The organism is Caulobacter sp. DWR2-3-1b2, assembly GCF_049896345.1.
Classification (GTDB): domain Bacteria; phylum Pseudomonadota; class Alphaproteobacteria; order Caulobacterales; family Caulobacteraceae; genus Caulobacter.
In genome coordinates this window covers 178,782-199,864 of the sequence record NZ_JAFCUC010000004.1, presented here as the reverse complement: position 1 = coordinate 199,864, position 21,083 = coordinate 178,782, and the positions used below count along the sequence as shown (strand labels likewise).

Below are 21,083 nucleotides of genomic sequence, written 5' to 3'. Positions count from 1 at the left end.
CGCCAGATATGAACTACCGACACGCCTTCCACGCCGGCAATTTCGCTGACCTGCAGAAGCACGCGATCCTGCTGGCGCTGCTGGCGGCCCTGACCGCCAAGGACGGTCCGCTGTCGGTGATCGACACCCATGCCGGGGCCGGGGCCTACGACCTGGGCGGCGAGATGGCCCTGCGGTCGGGCGAGGCGGCGGCGGGGATTGGTCGGCTGTTGGCGATGAAGAACGTCCCGGCGGTGTTGGCGCCTCTGGTCGCGGCGGTGAAGGCGCTGAACGGCGGCGGCGACGGTTCGCTCTATCCTGGCTCGCCGCTGCTCATCGCCGGCGGCCTGCGCAGGACCGACCGCTACACCGCCTGCGAGCTGCGGCCCGACGAGTTCGACAGCTTGCGCCGCACCGTGAAGCCCTACGCCTTCGCCGAGGCGATCAAGGATGACGGCTATGCCACCGCCGCGGCCTTGGCGGGGAAGGGCGGCCGGACCTTCGTGCTGATCGACCCGCCGTTCGAGCGCAGCGACGACTACGCCCAGATCGTCGCCACGACCAAGGCGGTGCTGGCCAAGGACCGACACGCGGTGATCGCCGCCTGGATGCCGCTCAAGGACCTGGAAACCTTCGACGCCTTCATGCGCGCCATGGAAACCGTCACCAACGACGCGCTAGCTGCCGAACTGCGCCTTCGCCCACTGACGGACCCGATGAAGATGAACGGTTGCGCGATGGTCATGGTCGGCGCGCCGCAGTCCACGGAAGCGGCGATCACCGAGGCCACGACCTGGTTGGCCGGGAATCTCGGCGACGTCGGCGCCAAGGCGAGGATCTGGCGCGCGTGACGCCATCGGCCAGCCCCAGTTTCCGCCCCACCTTCCGTGAAGCGTTCTGGGTTTGGCTGAAGGTTGGGTGTCTCGGCTTTGGCGGCCCCGCCGGCCAGATCGCCCTGCTGCACAAGGAGGTGGTCGAGCAGCGCGGCTGGATCGACGAGGCGCGTTTCGCCCACGCCCTCAGCTTCTGCATGCTGCTGCCCGGACCCGAGGCGCAGCAATTGGCGACCTGGCTCGGTTGGCGGCTGCATGGCGTGCGCGGCGGGATCGCGGCGGGGCTGCTGTTCGTGCTGCCGGGCCTGCTGGTGATGCTCGGGCTGTCGGCCCTGTACGTCTCCCATGGCCGCGAAGCCTGGGCCGGACCGGCTCTGCTGGGATTGAAGGCGGCCGTGGTGGCCTTGGTGCTGCAGGCCGTGATCCGCATGGGCAGCCGGGCGATCAAGGGCGCGGCGGGATGGTGGGCGGCCGGCCTGGCCTTCCTGGCCCTGACTGCGACCGCCCTGCCGTTCCCGCTGATCATCCTGGCCGCCGGCGCGGCCGGTTTGACCTTGGGCGGCGGCCCGGTCGTCGAGGCGGAGCCCAACGCGGTGGACGCGCGGCCCACCTGGCGCACGGCCGTGATCTGCCTTGCCGTCTGGCTCGCGCCGGTGGCGCTGGCGCTGGCTGTCGCGCCGGGATCGCCCCTGGTCCGGATCGGCGGGGTGTTCAGCACGCTGGCGGTGGTCAGTTTCGGCGGAGCCTATGCGGCGCTGGCCTATGTCGGCCAGGCGGCGGGGTCCTATGGCTGGCTGACCCCAACCCAGATGCTCGACGGCCTGGGCCTGGCCGAGACCACGCCGGGGCCGCTGGTGCTGGTCTTCGTGTTCGTCGGCTTCGTCGGCGGCTACCAAACCGCGCCGGAAGGATGGGCCTGGCTCGCCGCCTTGGCCGGGGGTTTGATGGCCGCCTGGACCACATTCGCCCCGTCGTTCCTATGGATCTTCGCCGGCGGTCCGTTCGTCGAGCGGCTGAGGACCAAGCCCAGGCCAGCACGGGCCCTGGCCCTGGTCTCGGCCGCCGCTGTCGGCGTGATCGCGTACCTGGCGGTGTGGTTTGCCATCCACCTGCTGTTCAGGGTCGGCGGGGTGAAGACCTGGGGACCGCTGCGCACTGAACTTCCGGACCTGGCCAGCCTCAATCTCGGGGCGCTCGGCTTGACAGGCCTGGCGTGCGGGCTGGTGCTGGCGTTGCGCATGCCGGTGTTGGCGGTGGTCGCCGTGATGGTGGCCGCTGGATTGGCGCTGGGCGCTGCGGGCTTGACCTAGGGTCAAGATTTTCGCGCTTGCGATACGGGAAACCGTGTTATGCTGCGCCGCAACAAAACGGTTGTTGGAGCCCGCGCCATGACCCTCTCGTTCCTGCCCGAACCCGCCAAGCTCGACCCTGGAAAAGGCTCCTATCTGTTGGCCGCCGCCGCCTCGCCCCTGTGGCTGATGTTCGGTAGCGCCGCCATGGCGGGCGCGACCTGGTGGTGGTGGTCGGCGCGCTGGCGCGAGGCGGTCAATGTCGAGGCGTTGATGGCGCCCTCGCTCAACGCGCCGGGGTCCGAACCGGTCATTGCCCCAGTCACCGAGGCGCCCGCGCTTGACCTCGCCCCGGTCGAGATGGCGGAGCCCGTCGAACCCGCGCCCGTGATCGAGGCCGTCGCTGAAGCGATGGAGCAGACGCTCGATACCGCCGAAGCCGCCACGACCGAAGCTATGGAAACCGCAAAGGCTTTAGCCAAACCCGTGGTCGAAGCCGCCGTCGAGACCGTAGAGGCGACCGCCGACGATCTGACGCTGCTGGTCGGCATCGGCCCCAAGCTGGCGGTGGCGCTGGCCGAGCTGGGCGTGACCCGGTTCGCAGAGATCGCCGCCTGGAGCGCCAAGGACTTGGCCAAGTTCGATAACCAGCTGAACTTGAAGGGCCGCGCCGAGCGCGACGCCTGGGTAGCTCAAGCCGAGCGGCTGGCCGCTCTTTAATACCGCTCATCCCGGCATCCGCCGGGGTGAGCGGTTGGTTTGGCCTGTCGTTGCCGCGCTAGCTAAAGGACGACAGCCGTCCCGGATACCGAAACCATCATCATCGAGCCGTTGGGGCCGACGGTGTTGTAGTCGAGATCGACGGCCAGTATGGCGTTGGCGCCCAGTTTTTCGGCCTCTTTGACGAGGGCCTTCATGGCGTCTTCGCGGGCCCGGGCCAGCACGCGCTCATAGGATTTCGAGTGGCCGCCGATAAAGTCGCGGATTGCCGCCATCAGATCCAGCACCACGTTGGCGCCGAGGATCGACTGGGCGTAGATCGCGCCCTTGTAATCCTGGACCGGCCGGCCCTCGATAAAGGGGGTGGTCGAGATCAGCATCGGTAAGTCCCCCTCAGCCGCCATCGGCGCGTCGCCGTTAACTTAAGCATAAACCCGCTGATCCGCGAGGGGCTCCCTTCCGGCGCGAAGTATTTGCATCGGGGTTTCGCCTGACGCGGGAAACTGCGCTTTGACCACTTCCTGCGCGCCCGTGGTTAAGGCAGATTGACCGCTTCCGCTGCTGGGGGCCGCCGGGTGATCTTCGCCAAATCGCATTTGGATCTTCACAATATCCGCAACAACGTCGAGCGGGTGAAGAAGCTGTCCGACAACGTGGTCGGGATTGGGCCGCTGGGCATCGGCCTGGACGGCCTGCTGACCTGGATCCCGGGGGCGGGCGAGCTCTACAGCTTGGGAGCCGGGGGGCTGATCGTCATCGACGCCGTGCGAGCGCGCGCCGCGCCGATGATCGTGGTGCAGATCGTCGCCATCATCCTGATCGACACCGTCGCCGGCGCGGTGCCGGTGGCCGGCAAGATCGCCGACATGCTGTTCACCGGCCACAAGTGGTCGGCCGACATGCTGACCAAGCACATGGACGACACGATCTATTTCGAGGGCACGCGCAAGGATGTCCAGGGCACTGCCGAATATCGCGACCTTCTGGAGCGAATTCGGGCCGGCAAGGAAAAACGCCGTGTCGTGTTTCTGGGCTAGTTTGGCGTTCAGACAACCAAGTTCGTAGAGGCGCGTTGAACTGACATGACCGAGCGCACCGCCGAAACCCTTGAGGGCTACGTCGTCGACGAAGGCCCTTCCTCCCACCGCCATAAGGCCCATCAGGCCTGGCGGCACGCCGAGACCATCAAGCGCCTGTCCGATCGCTTGATCGGCATTGGCCCCTTCGGCATTGGCCTGGACGGCGTTCTGGCCTGGGTGCCCGGCGTGGGTCTGGCCTACGGCCTGGGTGCGGGCGGGGTGCTGCTCTACCACGCCATGCAAGCCAGAGCCTCTGCCGCCACGATGGCCCGGATGGCCGCCTATCTGGCCGCCGACAACCTGTCCGACACCGTGCCGATGCTGGGCTGGGCGGTCGATACCCTGTTCCCCGGCCACCTGATGGCCGCCAAGGCGCTGCAGAAGGACATCGAGTCCAAGCACGGTCTGCCCGACGACATCGACATCAAGACGCGCAAGAAGCGCAAGGTGAAGGCGGACAAGCGGTAGGGCTTAAGTCGGCAGGTCGGCAGGTCGGCAACCTTGACCGTCAAATCCGGAAAGGGGCGCGACCTCGCCGTCGCGATTGAGCTCGTTGATCTCGCCGTACCCATTGGCCGTGGGATCGCGATGGACGAAAATCCGGCGGCCATAAGCATCGACCACCAATAGTCGGTCACGCCATGCCGAGCGTCGAGTTCGGCCTTGACCCTGAGGTCATGCAGGATCGAGCTGTCAGCCACTTCGATCAGACGCAGGACGTCGCCGCCTCGCACCTCGTTCACCCTTCCCCCTGCGTATACCCCAACTGCTTGTTCAGCTTTTCCAGCAGCTCGATGACCGCCTCGGCGATCACCGTGCCCGGCGGGAAGATCGCCGCCGCGCCGGCTTGCCGCAAGGCGTCGAAGTCCTGGGGCGGGATCACGCCGCCGACCACCATCATGATGTCGCCGCGTCCCTGCTTGGCCAGTTCGGCCTTCAGTTCAGGCGCCAGGGTCAGGTGTCCGGCCGCCAGGGACGAGGCCCCGACGATGTGGACGTCGTGGGCCACGGCCTGCTGCGCGGCCTCGGCCGGGGTCTGGAACAGCGGGCCGATGTCGACGTCGAAGCCGAGGTCGGAGAAGGCGCTGGCGATCACCTTCTGGCCCCGATCGTGGCCATCCTGGCCCATCTTGGCGACCAGGATGCGAGGCGGGGCCCCGTGGGCCTCCTGGAAGGCCGCGACCATGGCGCGGGCCCGGGCGGCCTTGGGATCGGCGCCGGCCTCCTTGCCATAGACGCCCTCGATCGACTGGATGGTGGCCCGATGGCGGCCGAAGACGTTCTCCATGGCCAGGCTGATCTCGCCGACCGTGGCGTGGGCGCGGGCCGCATCGACGGCCAGGGCCAGCAGGTTCTCGGCGCCCCGCGCGCCGTCTTCCAGGGCCTTCAGCGCGGCGGCCGTCCTGGCAGGATCACGCGCGGCCTTCAGGCGGGCCAGTTTTTCCAGCTGCTGGGCGCGGACCGACGAGTTGTCGACCTTCAGCATCGGGATGACGTCTTCCACCTCCGGCTTGTAGCGGTTGACGCCCACCACGCTCTGGCGATTGGCGTCGATGCGGGCCTGGGTCTTGGCGGCCGCTTCCTCGATGCGCAGCTTGGGGATGCCCTGCTCGATTGCGCGAGCCATGCCGCCGGCCGCCTCGACCTCCTCGATATGGGCGAGGGCGCGGACGGCCAGGTCGTGGGTCAGGCGCTCGACATAGTAGGACCCGCCCCACGGGTCGGCGACACGGGTCGTACCGCTTTCCATCTGCAGGAACAGCTGGGTGTTGCGGGCGATGCGGGCCGAAAAGTCGGTGGGCAGGGCCAGGGCCTCGTCCAGGGCGTTGGTGTGCAGGCTCTGGGTCTGGCCGTTGACCGCCGCCATGGCCTCGACGCAGGTGCGCGGCACGTTGTTGAACACGTCCTGCGCCGCCAGCGACCAGCCAGAGGTCTGGCTGTGGGTGCGCAGGGACAGCGAGCGCTCGTCCTTCGGCGCGAACTCGCGCTTCATCAGCCCGGCCCAAAGCAGCCGGGCCGCGCGCATTTTCGCGACCTCCATGAAGTAGTTCATGCCGATCGCCCAGAAGAACGACAGGCGCGGGGCAAAGGTGTCGATGCTCATGCCGGCCGCGACCCCCGCGCGGGCGTATTCGACGCCGTCGGCCAGGGTATAGGCCAGCTCCAGGTCGGCCGAGGCCCCGGCCTCCTGCATGTGATAGCCGCTGATCGAGATCGAGTTGAACTTCGGCATGTGCGTCGAGGTGTAGGCGAAGATGTCCGAGATGATCCGCATCGAGGGGGCGGGCGGATAGATGTAGGTGTTGCGGACCATGAACTCCTTGAGGATGTCGTTCTGGATGGTCCCCGACAGCTTGTCGGCGCTGACGCCCTGCTCCTCGGCGGCGACGATGTAGAGCGCCAGGATCGGCAACACCGCGCCGTTCATGGTCATCGACACGCTCATCTTGTCGAGCGGGATGCCGCTGAAGAGGGTGCGCATGTCGAGGATGGAGTCGATGGCCACGCCGGCCATGCCGACATCGCCCTTCACCCGCTCATGGTCGCTGTCATAGCCGCGGTGGGTGGCCAGGTCGAAGGCCACGGACAGACCCATCTGACCCGCCGCCAGGTTGCGCCGGTAAAAGGCGTTGCTGTCCTCGGCAGTCGAGAAGCCGGCATACTGCCGCAACGTCCACGGATTGGTGACATACATGGTCGGGTAGGGGCCGCGCAGATAGGGCGCGACGCCGGGATAGCCGCCGGTGAAGTCCAGGCCCTCGACATCGGCCTGCGTGAACGACGCTGCGACACCGACGCCTTCGGGCGTGTTCCAGACGGGGCCATCAGCGGGCGCGTCGGCGGTGGCGCCGGTCTCGAAGGCGATGTCGGCGAAATTCGGGAACTTGCTCATGCGACAGCGCCCTCGAAGGCGGCGGCGAAACGAATCGGGGTCATGGGCCGGCACTTGGAGTCCGGTCCCGGCACGCGGGTGCTGGGCCCTTCCAGCGCGAAGTCGGAAAGATCAGGCGTAGCCACCTCGGCAGGCTTGTCGGCGGCGTTGGGGAAGGCGGTGACGCCCAGGATCTTGCGGCTCTTGTCGGCGAACTGGGCCGCCTGGGCCTCGCAGGTGTCGGCGACGATATCGGCGATCAGGCCGCTTTCCAGGGCTTTTACGATGCCGCCGTCAGCCTCGATGGCCTGGAAACCGCCCCACGCAGCGCGGGCCAGCAGGTCGGTGAGGTTGTCGAGATACCACGCCCCGCCGGCCGGATCTGCGACGCGGCCCAGGTGGCTTTCTTCCATCAGCACCAGCTGGGTATTGCGCGCCTGGCGACGGCCAAAGGCGGTGGGCAGGCCGAGGGCGTCGGTGAAGGCGCCCAGCACGACGGCGTCGGCTCCACCGACGGCGCCGGCGAAGGCCGCCGAGGTCAGGCGCAGCAGGTTGGTCCAGGCGTCGGCCTTCGTCAGCATGCGGTTGGAGGAGCGGGCCTCGATCACGGCCGGAACGCAAACGCCGCACGCGTCGGTGATCCTCGCCCACAGGGCCCGAGCGGCGCGAACCTTGGCGACGCCGGTGAAATATTCTGCGTCGAGGCTGACGCCCAAGACGATACGCGAAAAGGCCTCCTCCATCGACAGGCCGGCACGGACCAGGGCCTTGGCGTAGGTCACGGCGCTGGCGGTCATCATCGCCAGCTCCTCGGTGTTGGACCCGCCGGCCTCGTGCGCCGCGCGGCCGGTGGCCAGGAACAGGCTGGCCTTGGCGTAGGTCTCCGACAGCCGCGCGCCGACCGTCGCCGCAGCGATCAGGTGGCCCTCGATCGGGCCGGGAGAGACGCCCGCCTGGGCGAAGGCAGTCAGCGGATCCATGTGGAAGGCCAGGGGCGCGTTGGGGGCCGACTTGGCCAGCGTCCCCAGCCAGTCGGCGGCCTTGGGACCCAGGAACCCGGCGTCCAGGGCGACGGGCGCCAGGTCCAGCATCACGCCGTTCAGCGCCAGGGCCAGGTCCTGCACGGCGCCGACGGCGACACCGCTCTGTCCCGTCGGATCGATGGCCAGCAGAACCGAAGCCGCGCCGTTCTCCAGGTCCTTCATGATCTCGGATGCGGTCTGGCGGGGATCAGGATGGGCGGCGCGCATCCGCAGGTCCCACGGACGATCGGCGTCGCGGGCGCGCAGGTCGCGCACCACGACCGCGCCGTCCTTGGCCGTATAGAGGGGCCGAATCGCAATGCCATCGGCAGTCTGGGTGATCAGGGCGTCGTCGAAGCTCTGGCCCTTCAGGGTCTTCTCGACCAGGGCCAGCCATTGGGTTTCGTCTGGGGGACCGAAATCCTCGGCCAGCGGCGTGATCGCCTCAGTCACGTCGTTTCTCTCCTGCAGTGCAGCATTTTCTTGTTTTGACCAGCAGATGCCTCTCTGCCCTAGGGTAGGTCAAGCGCTTGCACATGCCACGAACGAGCGTTTAAGCTAACGCTGATTACATGAGCGGCCCGGAGTGGTCGCCCCCGGAAGACCCAAGAGGAGACGACGTCCATGGCCTTGCCGCCGATCCTGCGCGACCGCCTGCGCCTGCCTGTCATTGCGTCTCCGCTGTTCATCATCAGCAACCCGGACCTGGTCATCGCCCAGTGCAAGGCGGGGATCGTCGGATCGTTCCCGGCCCTCAATGCCCGACCGATCTCGCAGCTGGACGAGTGGTTGGCGCGGATCACGGAAGAATTGGCCGCCTATGACCGCGCCCATCCCGAAGCGCCCTCGGCGCCGTTCGCGGTCAATCAGATCGTCCACAAGAGCAATAACCGGCTCGAGGAAGACATCGAGATGTGCGTCAAGCACAAGGCGCCCGTGGTCATCACCTCGCTTGGCGCGCGCGAGGACCTCAATGCGGCCATCCACTCCTACGGCGGCATCACCCTGCATGACGTGATCAACGACCGCCACGCCCACAAGGCCATCGAGAAGGGCGCCGACGGCCTGATCCCGGTGGCGGCCGGGGCGGGCGGCCATGCCGGCACCCTGTCGCCCTTCGCCCTGGTGCAGGAAATCCGCGCCTGGTTCGACGGGCCGGTGGCGCTGTCGGGCGCGATCGCGTGCGGCCGATCGATCCTGGCCGCCCAGGCCATGGGCGCGGACCTGGCCTATATCGGCTCGGCGTTCATCGCCACCGCCGAGGCGAATGCCCCGCAGGGCTACAAGGACACCATCGTCGAGGCCTCGGCCAACGACATCGTCTATTCCAACCTCTTCACCGGGGTGCACGGCAATTACCTGCGCCAGTCGATCGTCCGGGCCGGTCTCGATCCGGAAAACCTGCCGGTCAGCGATCCTTCGGCCATGAACTTTGGCTCGGGTGGCAACCAGGACGCCAAGGCCTGGCGCGATATCTGGGGTTCGGGCCAGGGCGTCGGGGCGATCGACGCGGTGCTGACCGCCGGCGAGCTGGTGGCCAAGTTCGCAGAGCAATACGAGGACGCGAAGGCGGAGCTGGCGGCCAAGACGGCCTTCACATCGGGCGCCCGCCTGGCTTTCGCGGCCCAGTAGACGGGGACGAAGAGGGGGATCGACCCGCGTCGGTCCTCCGTCACTCGCGGCGGGGCGAGAATGGAGGCCTTGAAACCTCCAGGAGCCTTCCGATGTCCGACGACGCCACCCCCCGACTGTCGCTGCCCTATGTAGCCGCAGGCCAGGCCCAGAAACACATCACGGTCAACGAGGCCTTCGCCCGGCTGGACGGTCTCGTTCAGCTCGCGGTCGAGAGCCGCACGATCGTCGCCCAGCCCGTCGCGCCAGCCGACGGCGCGATCCATATCCTGCCCGCCGCCGCGACCGGGGCCTTCTGGGCAGGCAAGGCGGCGGGATTGCTCACCCGGTTCGAGGCTGGGGCCTGGGAGGCGCTGACCCCGGCGGCCGGTTGGCTGGCCTGGGTCAAGGACGAGGGCCATGCGGTGATCTCCGACGGCGCGACCTGGACGCCCCTGGCCGTGACCTTCAAGGCCGTCACGGCGGCCAAGTCGCCGTTCGGCGCCAATACGCGGTTCGAGATCGTCGAACAGGAAGTCACCCTGTCGGGCGCTTTGACCGCCACCACGGTCGTCATCCCCAACCGCGCCATCGTCCTGGGCGTCTCGACCCGCACCAGCGTCGCGGTGACGGGCGCGACGTCCTACAGCTGCGGCGTCAGCGGTGACACGGCGAAGTTCGGCTCGGGCCTGGGCGTCGCCAAGAACACCAACAATGTCGGGGTGGTGGGGCCGACGGCCTACTACGCCGACACTGCGGTGGTGATCACGGCGGCCGGCGGCAGCTTCACCGGCGGCAAGGTGCGGGTGGCGATCCACGTCATGCGCTTCGATGGGGCGGGGGTGGTTCCCTAGAGGTGGCAAACTCACAACCACCCACCGCCGTCATCCCGGACAACCCCGGCGAAAGCCGGGGGCAGATCCGGGACCGCCGGAAGCGCCTGCCTTCACGCGTCGGTTCCGGATCTTCGCGCAGCGCGCTCGTCCGGGATGACAACGGAGGGCCCCCCTCGATGGCCGACAGGTCTAGCGGGAACGGCTTGGCCAGCGTCAGACTGGCGGCCGACTTGCGAAGTCCCTGGGCATCGGGCGCGACCTTTCGACCGGCAGACGCGCATTGACCGCCGCGTCTCGCGCCGCTACCAACCGCTCACCTTTGGGGAGTAGCCGCCCGCACCGATCAGCGGGGCCCGTCGTCAACATACTTGGTCTTCCTTCTTCAAGAGGGGTGAGATCATGGCGCGGGTGGAGGAAGCCGACAGGCTTCCGCGGCGAGACCAATGGCGTCGGTTTCCGTTCCGGGCTGGGCGGGGTCTCCGACGCTATTGGCATGCGCTCGGCCCTGACGGTACCTGATCCATGGAATCCCTGTTTGTGTCGGCCCTCGTGGTGGCCATCGCCGAGATCGGCGACAAGACCCAGCTCTTGGCCATCATCCTGGCCACGCGCTTCAAGAAGCCCGTGCCGATCATCCTGGGCATACTGGTCGCCACCCTGGCCAACCACGCCCTGGCGGCGCTGGCCGGCTCGCTGGCCTCGGACTTCTTCGGCGGAACCTGGTTCAAGTGGGCGATCGCCGTCTCGTTCATCGCCATGGCCGCCTGGGCCCTGATCCCCGACAAGGTCGATGACGACATGCCCGGCGGCAAGGGTCGCTACGGCGTGTTCCTGACCACAACCATCGCCTTCTTCCTGGTCGAGATGGGCGACAAGACCCAGATCGCCACCATCGCCCTGGGCGCGCGCTTCCACAACGTGCTGCTGGTCGCGGCCGGCACCACCCTGGGCATGATGGTCGCCAACGTGCCGGCGGTCTATTTCGGCGAGGCGGTGACCAAGGTCGTGCCGCTCAAATATGTCCGCATGGGCGCGGCGCTGGTTTTCCTGGGCCTGGGGATCTGGGCGGCGATCGAGGCGATGCGTTGACGTCTCCTTCGCCCGCAAGGGGGAGAAGGATCGCGAGGCGCCCTTGATGTGAACCTTCCCCAGCGCGAAAAGGGACCTCTGACCAAGGGGCCATGAATGACCGAACGCGGCTGGGAGTTCTGGATTGATCGCGGCGGCACCTTCACCGACATCGTCGCGCGGCGTCCCGACGGGACCCTGGTCACCCACAAGCTGCTGTCCGAGAACCCCGAGCAGTATGACGACGCCGCCGTGGCGGGCGTGCGGGCCTTGCTAGGCGCCGAGACCGCCGTCGACGCGGTCAAGATGGGCACCACCGTGGCCACCAACGCCCTGCTCGAGCGCCAGGGCGAGCCGACGGTGCTGGCGATCACCAAGGGCCATGCCGACGCCCTGCGGATCGGCTACCAGGCGCGGCCCAAGCTGTTCGACCGCAAGATCGTCAAACCCGAGGCGCTCTACACCCGGGTGGTCGAGATCGACGAACGGATGACCGTCGAGGGCGCCGTTCTGCGACCGCTGGACGAGGCCTCCGCGCGCGACGGTCTGCGGGCCGCCTTCGACGCCGGCTTTCGCGCGGTGGCCATCGTGCTGCTGCATGGCTTTCGCTTTACCGACCACGAGGCGCGTGTCGCCGCCATCGCGCGCGATATCGGCTTCAGCCAGGTGTCGGTCAGCCACGAGGTCAGCCCGCTGATGAAGCTGGTGGGGCGGGGCGACACCACGGTGGTCGATGCCTACCTATCGCCGATCCTGCGCCGCTATGTCGACAAGGTCGCCAGTGCCCTCAAGGCGAAAGAGGGGGGCCGCGAGACCCGGCTGCTGTTCATGCAGAGCAATGGCGGCCTGACCGACGCCCACGCCTTCCGGGGCAAGGACGCCATCCTGTCGGGGCCGGCCGGCGGCGTGGTGGGCATGGCCAAGACCGCCGCCCAAGCCGGTTTCGACCGCGTCATCGGCTTCGACATGGGCGGCACCTCGACCGACGTCTGCCACTTCGCGGGCGAATATGAGCGGGCCTACGAGACCGTGGTGGCGGGCGTGCGGATGCGCGCGCCGATGATGAACATCCACACCGTGGCGGCCGGCGGCGGCTCGATCTGCGTCTTTGACGGGGCGCGGTTCCGGGTGGGACCGGCCTCGGCCGGCGCCAATCCCGGTCCCGCCTGCTACCGGCGCGGCGGGCCGCTGACGGTGACCGATTGCAATGTCATGCTGGGCAAGCTGTCGCCCGAGTTCTTCCCGGCGGTGTTTGGGCCGCACGCCGATCAGCGGCTGGACCGCGACATCGTCATGGCGCGCTTGGAGGCCATGGCCGGCGGGATCCTGACCGCGACCGGCCGCGATATGAGCCCCGCCCAGATCGCCGAGGGCTTCGTGACCATCGCCGTGGAGAACATGGCCAAGGCCGTGCGGCAGATCTCGATCCAGCGCGGCTACGATGTCACCCGCTATGTGCTGGCCTGTTTCGGCGGGGCCGGCGGACAGCATGCCTGCCTGGTGGCCGACGCGCTTGGCATGTCCAAGGTGATGATCCACCCGTTCGCCGGCGTGCTCAGCGCCTACGGCATGGGCCTGGCCGAACTGCGGATCCTGCGGGAGGCGACCGTCGAGCAACCGCTGTCCGACGCCAGCGACTTGGTCGAGCGCGCTGCGGTTTTGGCCAGCGAAGCCGAGGTGGCCCTACGCGGGCAAGATGTGCCGTTGATCCGTGTCGAGACGATCTCCAGCCTGCTGGTCAAATATGCTGGGACCGATACGCCCCTTCGCGTACCGCTGGGCGATGCAGCGGCCGTGCGCACCGCGTTCGAGACCCTGCATCAGCGGCGCTTTGGCTTTATCTCGCCCAGTACAGCCTTGATGGTTGAGGCCTTGGCGGTCGAGGCCATCGGTCACGCCGACGCCGGGGCCACGCCCGATCTGGGCGCTGCTCCGACCGGCGACGTCGAGGCCTTGGCCACGGTGCTCACCCGCATGGCCGGCTTGGAACACGCCACGCCGGTGTTCGACCGCGCCGCCTTGCCAATCGCCGCAACGATCGCCGGTCCGGCCATCATCCGCGAGGCCACCGGGACCACCGTGATCGAGCCCGGCTGGCAAGCCACGGTCGATGCGCACCTCAACCTGATCCTCGACCGCGTCGTCGCCCTGGCCAAGCGCCACGCGGTGGGCGCGGCGGCCGATCCGGTGATGCTGGAGGTGTTCAACAACCTGTTCATGGCCGTGGCCGAGGAGATGGGTTTCGCTCTGCAGAACACCGCCTATTCGGTCAATATCAAGGAGCGGCTGGACTTTTCCTGCGCCCTGTTCGACCGGGACGGCAACCTGATCGCCAACGCCCCGCACATGCCGGTGCATCTGGGCTCGATGGGCGACAGCGTTCGAGCCATCCGCGAGGCGCGCGACGGCGATGGCCGGGGCATGAAACCAGGCGACGTCTACATGCTCAACGCGCCCTACAACGGCGGCACCCACCTGCCGGACGTCACGGTGGTGATGCCGGTGTTCGACGCGGCCGGGGTTCTGATCTTCTACGTCGCAGCCCGGGGCCACCAGGGCGACATCGGCGGCATCACGCCGGGCTCGATGCCGCCCAACAGCCGGACGGTCGAGGAGGAGGGGGTGCTGATCGAGAACGTCCTGCTGGTCGAGGGCGGACGGTTCCTGGAGGCCGAGGTCCGGGTCCTGCTGGCCTCGGGCCGTTGGCCGGCCCGCAATCCCGACCAGAACATCGGCGACCTCAAGGCCCAGGTCGCGGCCTGCGCGCGCGGGGCCGAGAGCCTGACCGGGTTGGTCGCCGAGTTCGGCCAGGATGTGATCGAGGCCTATATGGCTCACGTGCAGGACAATGCCGAGGAGGCCGTGCGGCGAGTATTGGCGACCCTGTCGGACGGCGCCTTCGCCTACGAGCTGGACGACGGCAGCGTGGTGCAGGTGGCCATCACCGTCGATCGCGCGGCCCGCGCGGCGCGGGTCGATTTCGCCGGCACCAGCGATCAGGTCCCAACCAATTTCAACGCCCCGGCCTCGATCTGCCGGGCGGCGGCGCTGTACGTGTTCCGGACCCTGGTCGATGACGAGATCCCGATGAACGACGGTTGCCTGCGGCCGGTCGAGCTGGTCATTCCGGAAGGCTCCATGCTCAAGCCGCGCTATCCGGCGGCGGTGGTGGCCGGCAATGTCGAGACTAGCCAGGTGGTGGTCGACGCCCTCTATGGCGCGTTGGGTGTGATGGCCGCCGCCCAGGGCACGATGAACAATTTCACCTTCGGCGACGACCGGCGGCAGTACTACGAGACTATCTGCGGGGGGGCTGGGGCCGGTCCGGACTTCGACGGCGCCGACGCGGTCCAGACCCACATGACCAACAGCCGCCTCACCGATCCCGAGGTGCTGGAGAGTCGCTATCCGGTGCTGGTCGAGGCTTTCTCGATCCGGCGGGGGTCAGGCGGCGTCGGTGCGCATCATGGCGGCGACGGCGTGGTGCGCAGGATCGGTTTCCGTGAGCCGATGACCGCCACCCTGCTATCCAACCGACGCCGCGTGGCGCCGTTCGGTCTGGCTGGCGGCGGGGCGGGGCAGTTGGGCGCGGCGCGGGTCGAGCGGGCGAACGGAAGCGTGCTGGCCCTCGGGGCCACCGATGCGGCCGAGATGCTGGCCGGCGATGTGATCGTCATCGAGACGCCGGGTGGCGGCGGGTACGGCGAACCGGCGCCGACTGGTGGCGCCGCACCATCGTCTGACGTCCGGGGGCAGACATAAGGTTTCGCGGTCGCTAGGCTCGAATCTGAAGCGGGGGAATGGATTCTGCATGGCGAAGCGGCCGGCCACGATCATCCATGTCGCCGAGAAGGCGCGCGTGTCGGTCAAGACGGTGTCGCGAGTGCTCAACAATGAGCCCAACGTCACGCCGGACCTGAAGGAACGCGTGCTCGCGGCCGTCGAGAAGCTGGGCTACAGCCCCAGCAAGGCCGCCCGCACCATGGCCGGTTCGCGTTCCTACCTGCTGGTCGCCTTCAACGACCGCCGCCTGACCCTGGACAACTGGCGCAGCGAACGCGGTAACGAGTGGATCGACCAGATGCTTTATGGCGCCATGCTGCGCTGCGAGCAGTCGGGCTATCACCTGATGTTCGAGCTGGTCGATCGGGAGTCCGACCAGTTGGAGAAACAGATCACTGCGGTCCTGTCGTCGCTGCAGCCCGACGGCGTGATCCTGACGCCGCCCAACTGCGAGAACCCGGTGGTGCTGGCGGCTCTAAAAAAGCGAAGTATCCCGTTCGTGCGGCTCAACACCCCCGTCAAGGGGCAGGGGCCGCGGGTCTATATGGACGACCGGGCCGCCGCGCGGCAGGCGACCAAGCATTTGCTGGGCTTGGGTCACAGGCGGATCGGCATGATCGCCGGGGACTACAAGTTCTCGTCCTCCATCCTGCGGGTCGAGACCTTCGTGGCGACCATGGAAGCGGCGGGCCAGGCTGTTCCCGACGACTGGATCTACAAGGGCGACTTCACGTTCGAGGCCGGGGTCGCCGGCGCCAACGCCTTGCTGGACTTGGCTTTGCCGCCGACCGCAATCATGGCCTCCAACGACCAGATGGCGCTGGGCGTGGTCAGCGTGGCCCAGGCGCGTGGCCTGGCGGTGCCGGGCGACCTGTCGATCCTCAGCTATGACGATTCGATCGGGGTGCGGCTGAGCGTTCCGTCGCTGACGGCGGTGCGCCAGCCGGTGGCCCGGATGGCCGAGAAGGCCGCCGACATGCTGATCATGGCCAGCGCCTCGGGCGAGAAGCTGACGGCGGGCAGTCAGATGCTGCCTTTCGAACTGATGGTCCGCGCCTCAACGGGGCCCGCGCCGAAAGCGTCCTAATATTGCGAGAGAGGGGGCGGAGCGGTCACCGCCGCTCCGCCCTTTCGCCTTATTTTCCGTCGTACGACACCGGCAGCGACTTGGCCGCCACCGTCACGTTCGCCTTGGCCGAGAGCGTCCGGGACGAGGAGCCCAGCGACACTTCATACGATCCGCCCGCGATCTCCCAGGTCTTGCCCTTGGAGTCGAAGGTGGCCAGCAGGCGTGGATCGACCGTGACGCTGACCTCGGTGCTGGCGCCAGGGGCCAGGGCGACCTTCTTGAAACCGCCGAGGCGGCGCGGGGACTCCCAGCCTCCGGCCGTGGGACCGACATAGACCTGTGGCACGTCCTTGCCAGTGACCTTGCCGGTGTTCTTGACGGTGAAGCTGACGGTCAGCTTGTCGCCGGTCACCGAGGTCTTCAAGCCGCTGTAGCCGAAGGTCGAGTAGGACAGGCCGTGGCCGAAGGCGAACAGCGGCTGGAGGCCCTTCTGGTCGAACCACTTGTAGCCCACCGCCGCGCCCTCGACATAGGCGACGTCGCAGAAGTCCTCCGGCTTGGCCGGGTCGCAGTCGATCGTCTGGCGAGGCAATTGGGCGGCGCTTTGCGGGAAGGTGATCGGCAGGCGTCCCGACGGGTTGACCTCGCCGGTCAGCACCCGGGCTATGGCCTCGCCGCCATTGGTGCCCGGATACCAGGCCTCGACCACGGCGCCGACCTTGTCGAGCCAAGGCATCAGCACCGGACCGCCGGTTTCCAGCACCACGATGGTCTTGCGATTGGCCGCGCCGACGGCGGCGATCAGGCCGTCCTGATCGTCGGCCAGGGTCAGGGAATAGTCCTGCGACTCGGCCGCCCACTGGTGGGCGAAGACCACGACCAGGTCGCTTTGCGCGGCCAGTTTGGCGGCGGCGGCTGGATCGGTCCCGTCGCTATAGGTGAACCGGGCGCCGGGGTTTCTGGCCTGCAACGCCTTCAGCGGCGAAGAGGGGTGATAGACGATCGGGCCGGGGAAGCCGCTGGGGCCCAGGCCCTTCACCGCCATGCCGCCGATCGGGAACACCTGGGACGAGCCGCCGCCCGACAGCACCCCAACGTCGGAATGCGAGCCGATCACGGCGATCGTCTTGGCGGTCTTGGCCCCCTTTCCAGAAAGGAGCGGGAGGAGGCCGTCGTTCTTCAGCAGAACGATGGCTTCCTCGGCGTCGGCCTGGGTGACCTTGGCGTGGGCGGCGAAGTCGATCGGTCCCGGGGTGACCGGATGGTCGAACAGGCCGTGGGCGAACATCGAGCGGGTGATGCGGCGGACCATGTCGTCCAGGCGCGCCTGTGGCACCGAGCCGTCGGCCACGGCGGCCTTCAGCGGCGCGCCAAAGAAGGGCTGTTTGTCGAAGGTGTAGGCCGACTCCTGGTCCAGGCCCGCATTGGCGGCCTTGGCGGTGGAGTGCACGCCGCCCCAGTCGGACATCACGAAGCCCGGATAAGCCCAGTCGGTCTTCAACACCTCGTTGAGCAGGTAGTTGTTCTCGCAGGCATAGGCGCCATTGATGCGGTTATAGGCGCACATCACCGAGCCTGGGTTCGACTGTTCGATCGCGAATTCGAAGGCCAGGAAGTCCGAAGCCCGGGCGGCGTCGTCCGCGACATTGGAGCTGACCGTCATCCGGCCGGTCTCCTGGGCGTTCAGGGCCCAGTGCTTGATGGTCGAGATGATGTTGTTGGACTGGATGCCGCGGATCTGCGCGCCGACGATCACGCCAGCCAGTAGCGGATCCTCGCCGCCATATTCGAAGTTGCGGCCGTTGCGCGGTTCGCGCGCCAGGTTGACGCCGCCGGCCAGTTGCACGTTGAAGCCCGACGACCGTGCCTCCGAACCGATCATCGCGCCGCCCTTGTAGGCGACCTCGGGATTCCAGGTGGCGGCGGTGGCCAGGCCGGAGGGCAGGGAGGTGCGCTCGCGGTAGGGATCGCTGGTCTCGCGCTGGGTGGCGACACCCACGCCGGCGTCGGTTTCCCACAGGGCGGGCACACCCAGGCGGGGAATGCCGGGAATATAGCCGGCCGAGCCCATGCGGGCTTCCGGCGAAGGCGTGAACTGCGGCTTCTTCTGGTTCGAGCCAAAGAACCCGAACACCAGGGTCAATTTCTCGTCCTGCGTCATTTGGGCAACGACCAGGTCGGCGCGTTGATCGGCGCTCAGCCTGGTGTTCATCCAAGGTTTCGCCGAGATCGCGGGGGCGGCCTGGGCGTGAGCAGCGGCGGCCGGCAACGCCGTTGAGAGCATCAGGGCCATGGCCAAGCCACGCATCTGCTGTCGTTTCATTCTTTTCCTCCCTTAGAAAGCTTGCCCTATTCAAGGCATTCGATCGCTGTTTGCTTATATCACGGCTTCTACTTTTAGCTAAACATATCACTAAAAGCCGAGGTTTGAACTAAACACTGAATATAAGTGTGATTGACAACGTTGTCCTACTGTAGCTATTCACGGCATGCAAGTCGCGACCAAAAAGGATCGCACACAGGGAGGGATGAAGAATGAAACTCCGCAATACGCTCTTGGCCGGGACCTCGGCCGTAACGGCCTTGATCGCCGCCACCGCCGTGCAGGCCCAGACCGCTCAGGCCCCGGCAGACAACATCCAAATCGAGGAAATCACGGTCACCGCCACCAAGCGTGAGACCAACCTGCAGGACACCCCGATCGCCATTACGGCGTTTGGCCAAGGCTCGCTCGACCGCCAGCAGGTAGAGGATGTCACCGATCTGGCCAAGTTCGTGCCCAGCATGGCCATCAACCAGCAAGGCGACCAGGGCGCGATCCTGGTGACCATGCGCGGCATCGGCAACGATAACGCCTACACCGAAGTTGCCGACCCCGAGGTCGCCATCTATGTGGACGGCATCTATTCGCCGCGCGCCCAGGGCGCTGCGGTGCTGATGTACGACATGGACGCCGTCGAGGTGCTGCGCGGCCCGCAAGGCACGCTGTTTGGCCGCAACGCCACGGTCGGCGCCATCAGCCTACGCACGGCCAGGCCGACGACGGACGACTATTACGGCAGCGCCGAACTGGTGGCCGGTTCGTACAACCGCCTGGGCGCCCGCTTCTCGGTCAACATGCCGCTGTCGGACACCTTCGCCATCCGCATCGCCGGCATCACCGAGCGCCACGACGGCTATGCCGACTACCAGCAGCCCCCGGCCGGCAACGGCATCAACCCCGCCGCCTTCGTCACCACCGGCAAGAAGTACTACGCCCAGGACCAGCGCTCGCTGCGCGTCAGCGCCCTGTGGAAGGCCACCGAAAAGCTGACCTGGAACGTCAATGTCGAGGGCTATCAGGATACCGGCGCGCCGGTCATCGGCCTGATGCAGACCCCGCGCGCCGGCCAGAAGAAGTGGTCGACGCTCAGTGACACCGCCGCCGAGAGCGATCGCTATTCCTACGGCATCCGTAGCCAGCTGGACTATGCGGTCACCGACGACATCGGCCTGACCTACATCACCGGCTGGCAACGGGTGGGTGGCGGCGCCAACAGCGACGCCGACGCCGGCGCCTTGCCGCCGACCAGCGCCACCACTCCGGGCGGCGCCTTCAACGAGAACCGCACCGTCTGGTCGCGCAACGACGCCTACAGCCACGAAGTCCAGTTGAAGTCGACCGGCGACGATCGGGCCGTCGACTGGATCCTGGGCGGCTATTACAGCCACGAAGACAACTCGATCCGCTTCGACATCGACCAGCGCAACGGCTATCGCGGCGGCACCTTCGCCTGGGCCGGCAGCTTCATCCAGGCCGCCCGCACCATCGAGTCCAAGGCCGCCTTCACCCAGGCCGTCTGGCACGCCACCGACCGCATTCGCCTTACCGGCGGCCTTCGCTACACCAAGGACACCAAGCAGGACGTCGGCGGCCGCAACGTGATGTTCGACGGCTGCCCCGATCCGGCCGGCAGCTTCTCGTGCACCTACGGGACCTATGGCCACGGCATCTTCGCCGTCGGCCGCAGCCTGACCGCCGCCCAGCTGCTGACGCTGCTGCCGGGCTACGCGATCTCGCCCAACGATGTGAAGGGCAGCTGGAGCAAGCTGACCTGGCTGGCCCGCGCCGACGCCGATCTGACCGACGACGTGCTGGTCTATGCCTCGGTCGGCACCGGCTTCAAGTCGGGCAACATCCAGGACGGCGGCAAGCTGACCAACCCGGAAACCCTGACCAACTACGAAGTGGGTTCGAAGATCCGCTTCCTGGACGGCCGAGCCACGCTGAATCTCGCAGCCTACTACGCGGACTTCAAAGGCTATCAGGTCAACCAGGCGGTCACGACCCGCAACCCGGACGGCTCAGTGAAGTCCTCGCAACTGGTGACCCAAAACGCCAAGGGCGCGACGGCGTACGGCTTCGAAGCCGAACTAACCGCCAACCTGACCGCCGTCGACCGCCTGCAGTTTTCCGCCTCGCTCCAAAAGACCGAGATGGACGACCTGCAGAGCATCGACGCCCGCCTCTATGCCAACAACGACCCCACCAAGCTGGTCAATGTGAAGGGCAACGAACTTGCCCACGCGCCGCGCTTCTCGGGCACGGTCTCGTACGAGCATGTGTTCGAGCTGAGCAACGGCGGGCGGATCACCCCGCGCCTGAGCACCCACATCGAAAGCAAGAGCTGGCTGTCCTACTTCAATCAGGGCGCCGCCGACCAGCAGAAGGGCTATACGCGCTCCGACCTGGTGGTGCGCTACGAGCCGCCAGAAGATCCGTGGTCGCTCGAAGGCTTTGTCCAGAACATTGAGGACAAGAACATCAAGTCCGGGGCCGGCGCCTTCGGGGGGCCGTCCACCCCGGTATGGCTGTCGGTTTATCAACCCCCGCGCACCTGGGGCTTCCGCGTCCGCGCGAAGTTCTAGGGCATTTTTCGAGC

At 67.4% G+C, this 21,083-nt stretch carries 15 protein-coding genes; 11 read left to right on the top strand and 4 right to left on the bottom strand.

The features are described 5' to 3' along the window. The first annotated feature begins 8 nt into the window (after positions 1–8). The 3 genes from rlmJ to ACP694_RS12775 all read left to right on the top strand — a co-directional run bounded on the left by rlmJ (position 9) and on the right by ACP694_RS12775 (position 2,821). Positions 9–830, top strand: coding sequence for a 23S rRNA (adenine(2030)-N(6))-methyltransferase RlmJ (gene rlmJ, locus ACP694_RS12785; RefSeq protein ID WP_426012919.1), 822 nt, complete (start codon positions 9–11; stop codon positions 828–830). Then, on the top strand, positions 827–2,122 hold the full coding sequence (chrA, locus tag ACP694_RS12780; RefSeq protein WP_426012917.1) for a chromate efflux transporter: 1,296 nt from the start codon (positions 827–829) through the stop codon (positions 2,120–2,122). The genes rlmJ and chrA overlap by 4 nt, the downstream gene beginning before the upstream one ends. Positions 2,123–2,200: 78 nt before the next feature. Beyond that, entirely contained in the window at positions 2,201–2,821 is a 621-nt protein-coding gene (locus ACP694_RS12775; protein WP_426012915.1) for a hypothetical protein, read from the top strand. Positions 2,822–2,883: 62 nt separating this feature from the next. Here ACP694_RS12775 and ACP694_RS12770 read toward each other — a convergent pair whose 3' ends face one another. Beyond that, positions 2,884–3,201, bottom strand: coding sequence for a heavy metal-binding domain-containing protein (locus ACP694_RS12770; protein ID WP_426012914.1), 318 nt, complete (start codon positions 3,199–3,201; stop codon positions 2,884–2,886). 195 nt (positions 3,202–3,396) lie between these two features. Here ACP694_RS12770 and ACP694_RS12765 point away from each other — a divergent pair, with 195 nt between their 5' ends. Continuing rightward, complete coding sequence (locus ACP694_RS12765) at positions 3,397–3,858, top strand: DUF4112 domain-containing protein (protein WP_426013261.1); 462 nt, start codon at positions 3,397–3,399, stop codon at positions 3,856–3,858. 45 nt (positions 3,859–3,903) lie between these two features. After that, positions 3,904–4,368, top strand: coding sequence for a DUF4112 domain-containing protein (locus tag ACP694_RS12760; RefSeq protein WP_426012912.1), 465 nt, complete (start codon positions 3,904–3,906; stop codon positions 4,366–4,368). Positions 4,369–4,639: 271 nt separating this feature from the next. Here ACP694_RS12760 and scpA read toward each other — a convergent pair whose 3' ends face one another. Together scpA and ACP694_RS12750 are read right to left on the bottom strand one after the other, a co-directional pair. Continuing rightward, positions 4,640–6,793, bottom strand: coding sequence for a methylmalonyl-CoA mutase (gene scpA, locus ACP694_RS12755; RefSeq protein ID WP_426012910.1), 2,154 nt, complete (start codon positions 6,791–6,793; stop codon positions 4,640–4,642). Further along, positions 6,790–8,235 carry a methylmalonyl-CoA mutase subunit beta gene (locus tag ACP694_RS12750; protein WP_426013259.1) on the bottom strand — a complete coding sequence of 482 codons (1,446 nt, stop codon included), beginning with the start codon at positions 8,233–8,235 and terminating at the stop codon, positions 6,790–6,792. Before ACP694_RS12750 ends, scpA begins: the two co-directional genes overlap by 4 nt. Positions 8,236–8,418: 183 nt before the next feature. On the opposite strand from ACP694_RS12750, the gene ACP694_RS12745 reads away from it, so the two are divergent. The 5 genes from ACP694_RS12745 (at position 8,419) to ACP694_RS12725 (ending at position 16,179) form a co-directional block, all read left to right on the top strand. Then, positions 8,419–9,426, top strand: coding sequence for an NAD(P)H-dependent flavin oxidoreductase (locus ACP694_RS12745; protein WP_426012908.1), 1,008 nt, complete (start codon positions 8,419–8,421; stop codon positions 9,424–9,426). A gap of 92 nt (positions 9,427–9,518) precedes the next feature. Beyond that, positions 9,519–10,259 carry a DUF2793 domain-containing protein gene (locus ACP694_RS12740; RefSeq protein ID WP_426012907.1) on the top strand — a complete coding sequence of 247 codons (741 nt, stop codon included), beginning with the start codon at positions 9,519–9,521 and terminating at the stop codon, positions 10,257–10,259. A gap of 504 nt (positions 10,260–10,763) precedes the next feature. Continuing rightward, positions 10,764–11,330: a TMEM165/GDT1 family protein gene (locus tag ACP694_RS12735; protein ID WP_426012905.1), complete on the top strand. Its 567-nt coding sequence runs from the start codon at positions 10,764–10,766 to the stop codon at positions 11,328–11,330. A 96-nt stretch (positions 11,331–11,426) separates the two neighbouring features. Next, positions 11,427–15,071 carry a hydantoinase B/oxoprolinase family protein gene (locus ACP694_RS12730; RefSeq protein ID WP_426012904.1) on the top strand — a complete coding sequence of 1,215 codons (3,645 nt, stop codon included), beginning with the start codon at positions 11,427–11,429 and terminating at the stop codon, positions 15,069–15,071. 49 nt (positions 15,072–15,120) lie between these two features. Next, entirely contained in the window at positions 15,121–16,179 is a 1,059-nt protein-coding gene (locus ACP694_RS12725; protein ID WP_426012902.1) for a LacI family DNA-binding transcriptional regulator, read from the top strand. Between the two features lie 49 nt (positions 16,180–16,228). Here ACP694_RS12725 and ACP694_RS12720 read toward each other — a convergent pair whose 3' ends face one another. Next, positions 16,229–18,484, bottom strand: a complete 2,256-nt coding sequence (locus ACP694_RS12720) for a beta-glucosidase (RefSeq protein ID WP_426012901.1) — start codon at positions 18,482–18,484, stop codon at positions 16,229–16,231. Between the two features lie 212 nt (positions 18,485–18,696). Between ACP694_RS12720 and ACP694_RS12715 the strand changes: the two genes are divergently transcribed. Beyond that, positions 18,697–21,069 carry a TonB-dependent receptor gene (locus tag ACP694_RS12715; RefSeq protein WP_426012900.1) on the top strand — a complete coding sequence of 791 codons (2,373 nt, stop codon included), beginning with the start codon at positions 18,697–18,699 and terminating at the stop codon, positions 21,067–21,069. The last annotated feature ends 14 nt before the right edge of the window (positions 21,070–21,083 follow it).

Excerpts from the sequence above, each read along its gene's own strand:
- rlmJ (WP_426012919.1), top strand. The coding sequence starts at position 9 with ATGAACTACCGACACGCCTTCCACGCCGGCAATTTCGCTGACCTGCAG.
- ACP694_RS12775 (WP_426012915.1), top strand. The coding sequence starts at position 2,201 with ATGACCCTCTCGTTCCTGCCCGAACCCGCCAAGCTCGACCCTGGAAAA.
- ACP694_RS12770 (WP_426012914.1), bottom strand. The coding sequence starts at position 3,201 with ATGCTGATCTCGACCACCCCCTTTATCGAGGGCCGGCCGGTCCAGGAT.
- ACP694_RS12760 (WP_426012912.1), top strand. The coding sequence starts at position 3,904 with ATGACCGAGCGCACCGCCGAAACCCTTGAGGGCTACGTCGTCGACGAA.
- scpA (WP_426012910.1), bottom strand. The coding sequence starts at position 6,793 with ATGAGCAAGTTCCCGAATTTCGCCGACATCGCCTTCGAGACCGGCGCC.
- ACP694_RS12745 (WP_426012908.1), top strand. The coding sequence starts at position 8,419 with ATGGCCTTGCCGCCGATCCTGCGCGACCGCCTGCGCCTGCCTGTCATT.
- ACP694_RS12740 (WP_426012907.1), top strand. The coding sequence starts at position 9,519 with ATGTCCGACGACGCCACCCCCCGACTGTCGCTGCCCTATGTAGCCGCA.
- ACP694_RS12735 (WP_426012905.1), top strand. The coding sequence starts at position 10,764 with ATGGAATCCCTGTTTGTGTCGGCCCTCGTGGTGGCCATCGCCGAGATC.
- ACP694_RS12730 (WP_426012904.1), top strand. The coding sequence starts at position 11,427 with ATGACCGAACGCGGCTGGGAGTTCTGGATTGATCGCGGCGGCACCTTC.
- ACP694_RS12725 (WP_426012902.1), top strand. The coding sequence starts at position 15,121 with ATGGCGAAGCGGCCGGCCACGATCATCCATGTCGCCGAGAAGGCGCGC.
- ACP694_RS12720 (WP_426012901.1), bottom strand. The coding sequence starts at position 18,484 with ATGAAACGACAGCAGATGCGTGGCTTGGCCATGGCCCTGATGCTCTCA.
- ACP694_RS12715 (WP_426012900.1), top strand. The coding sequence starts at position 18,697 with ATGAAACTCCGCAATACGCTCTTGGCCGGGACCTCGGCCGTAACGGCC.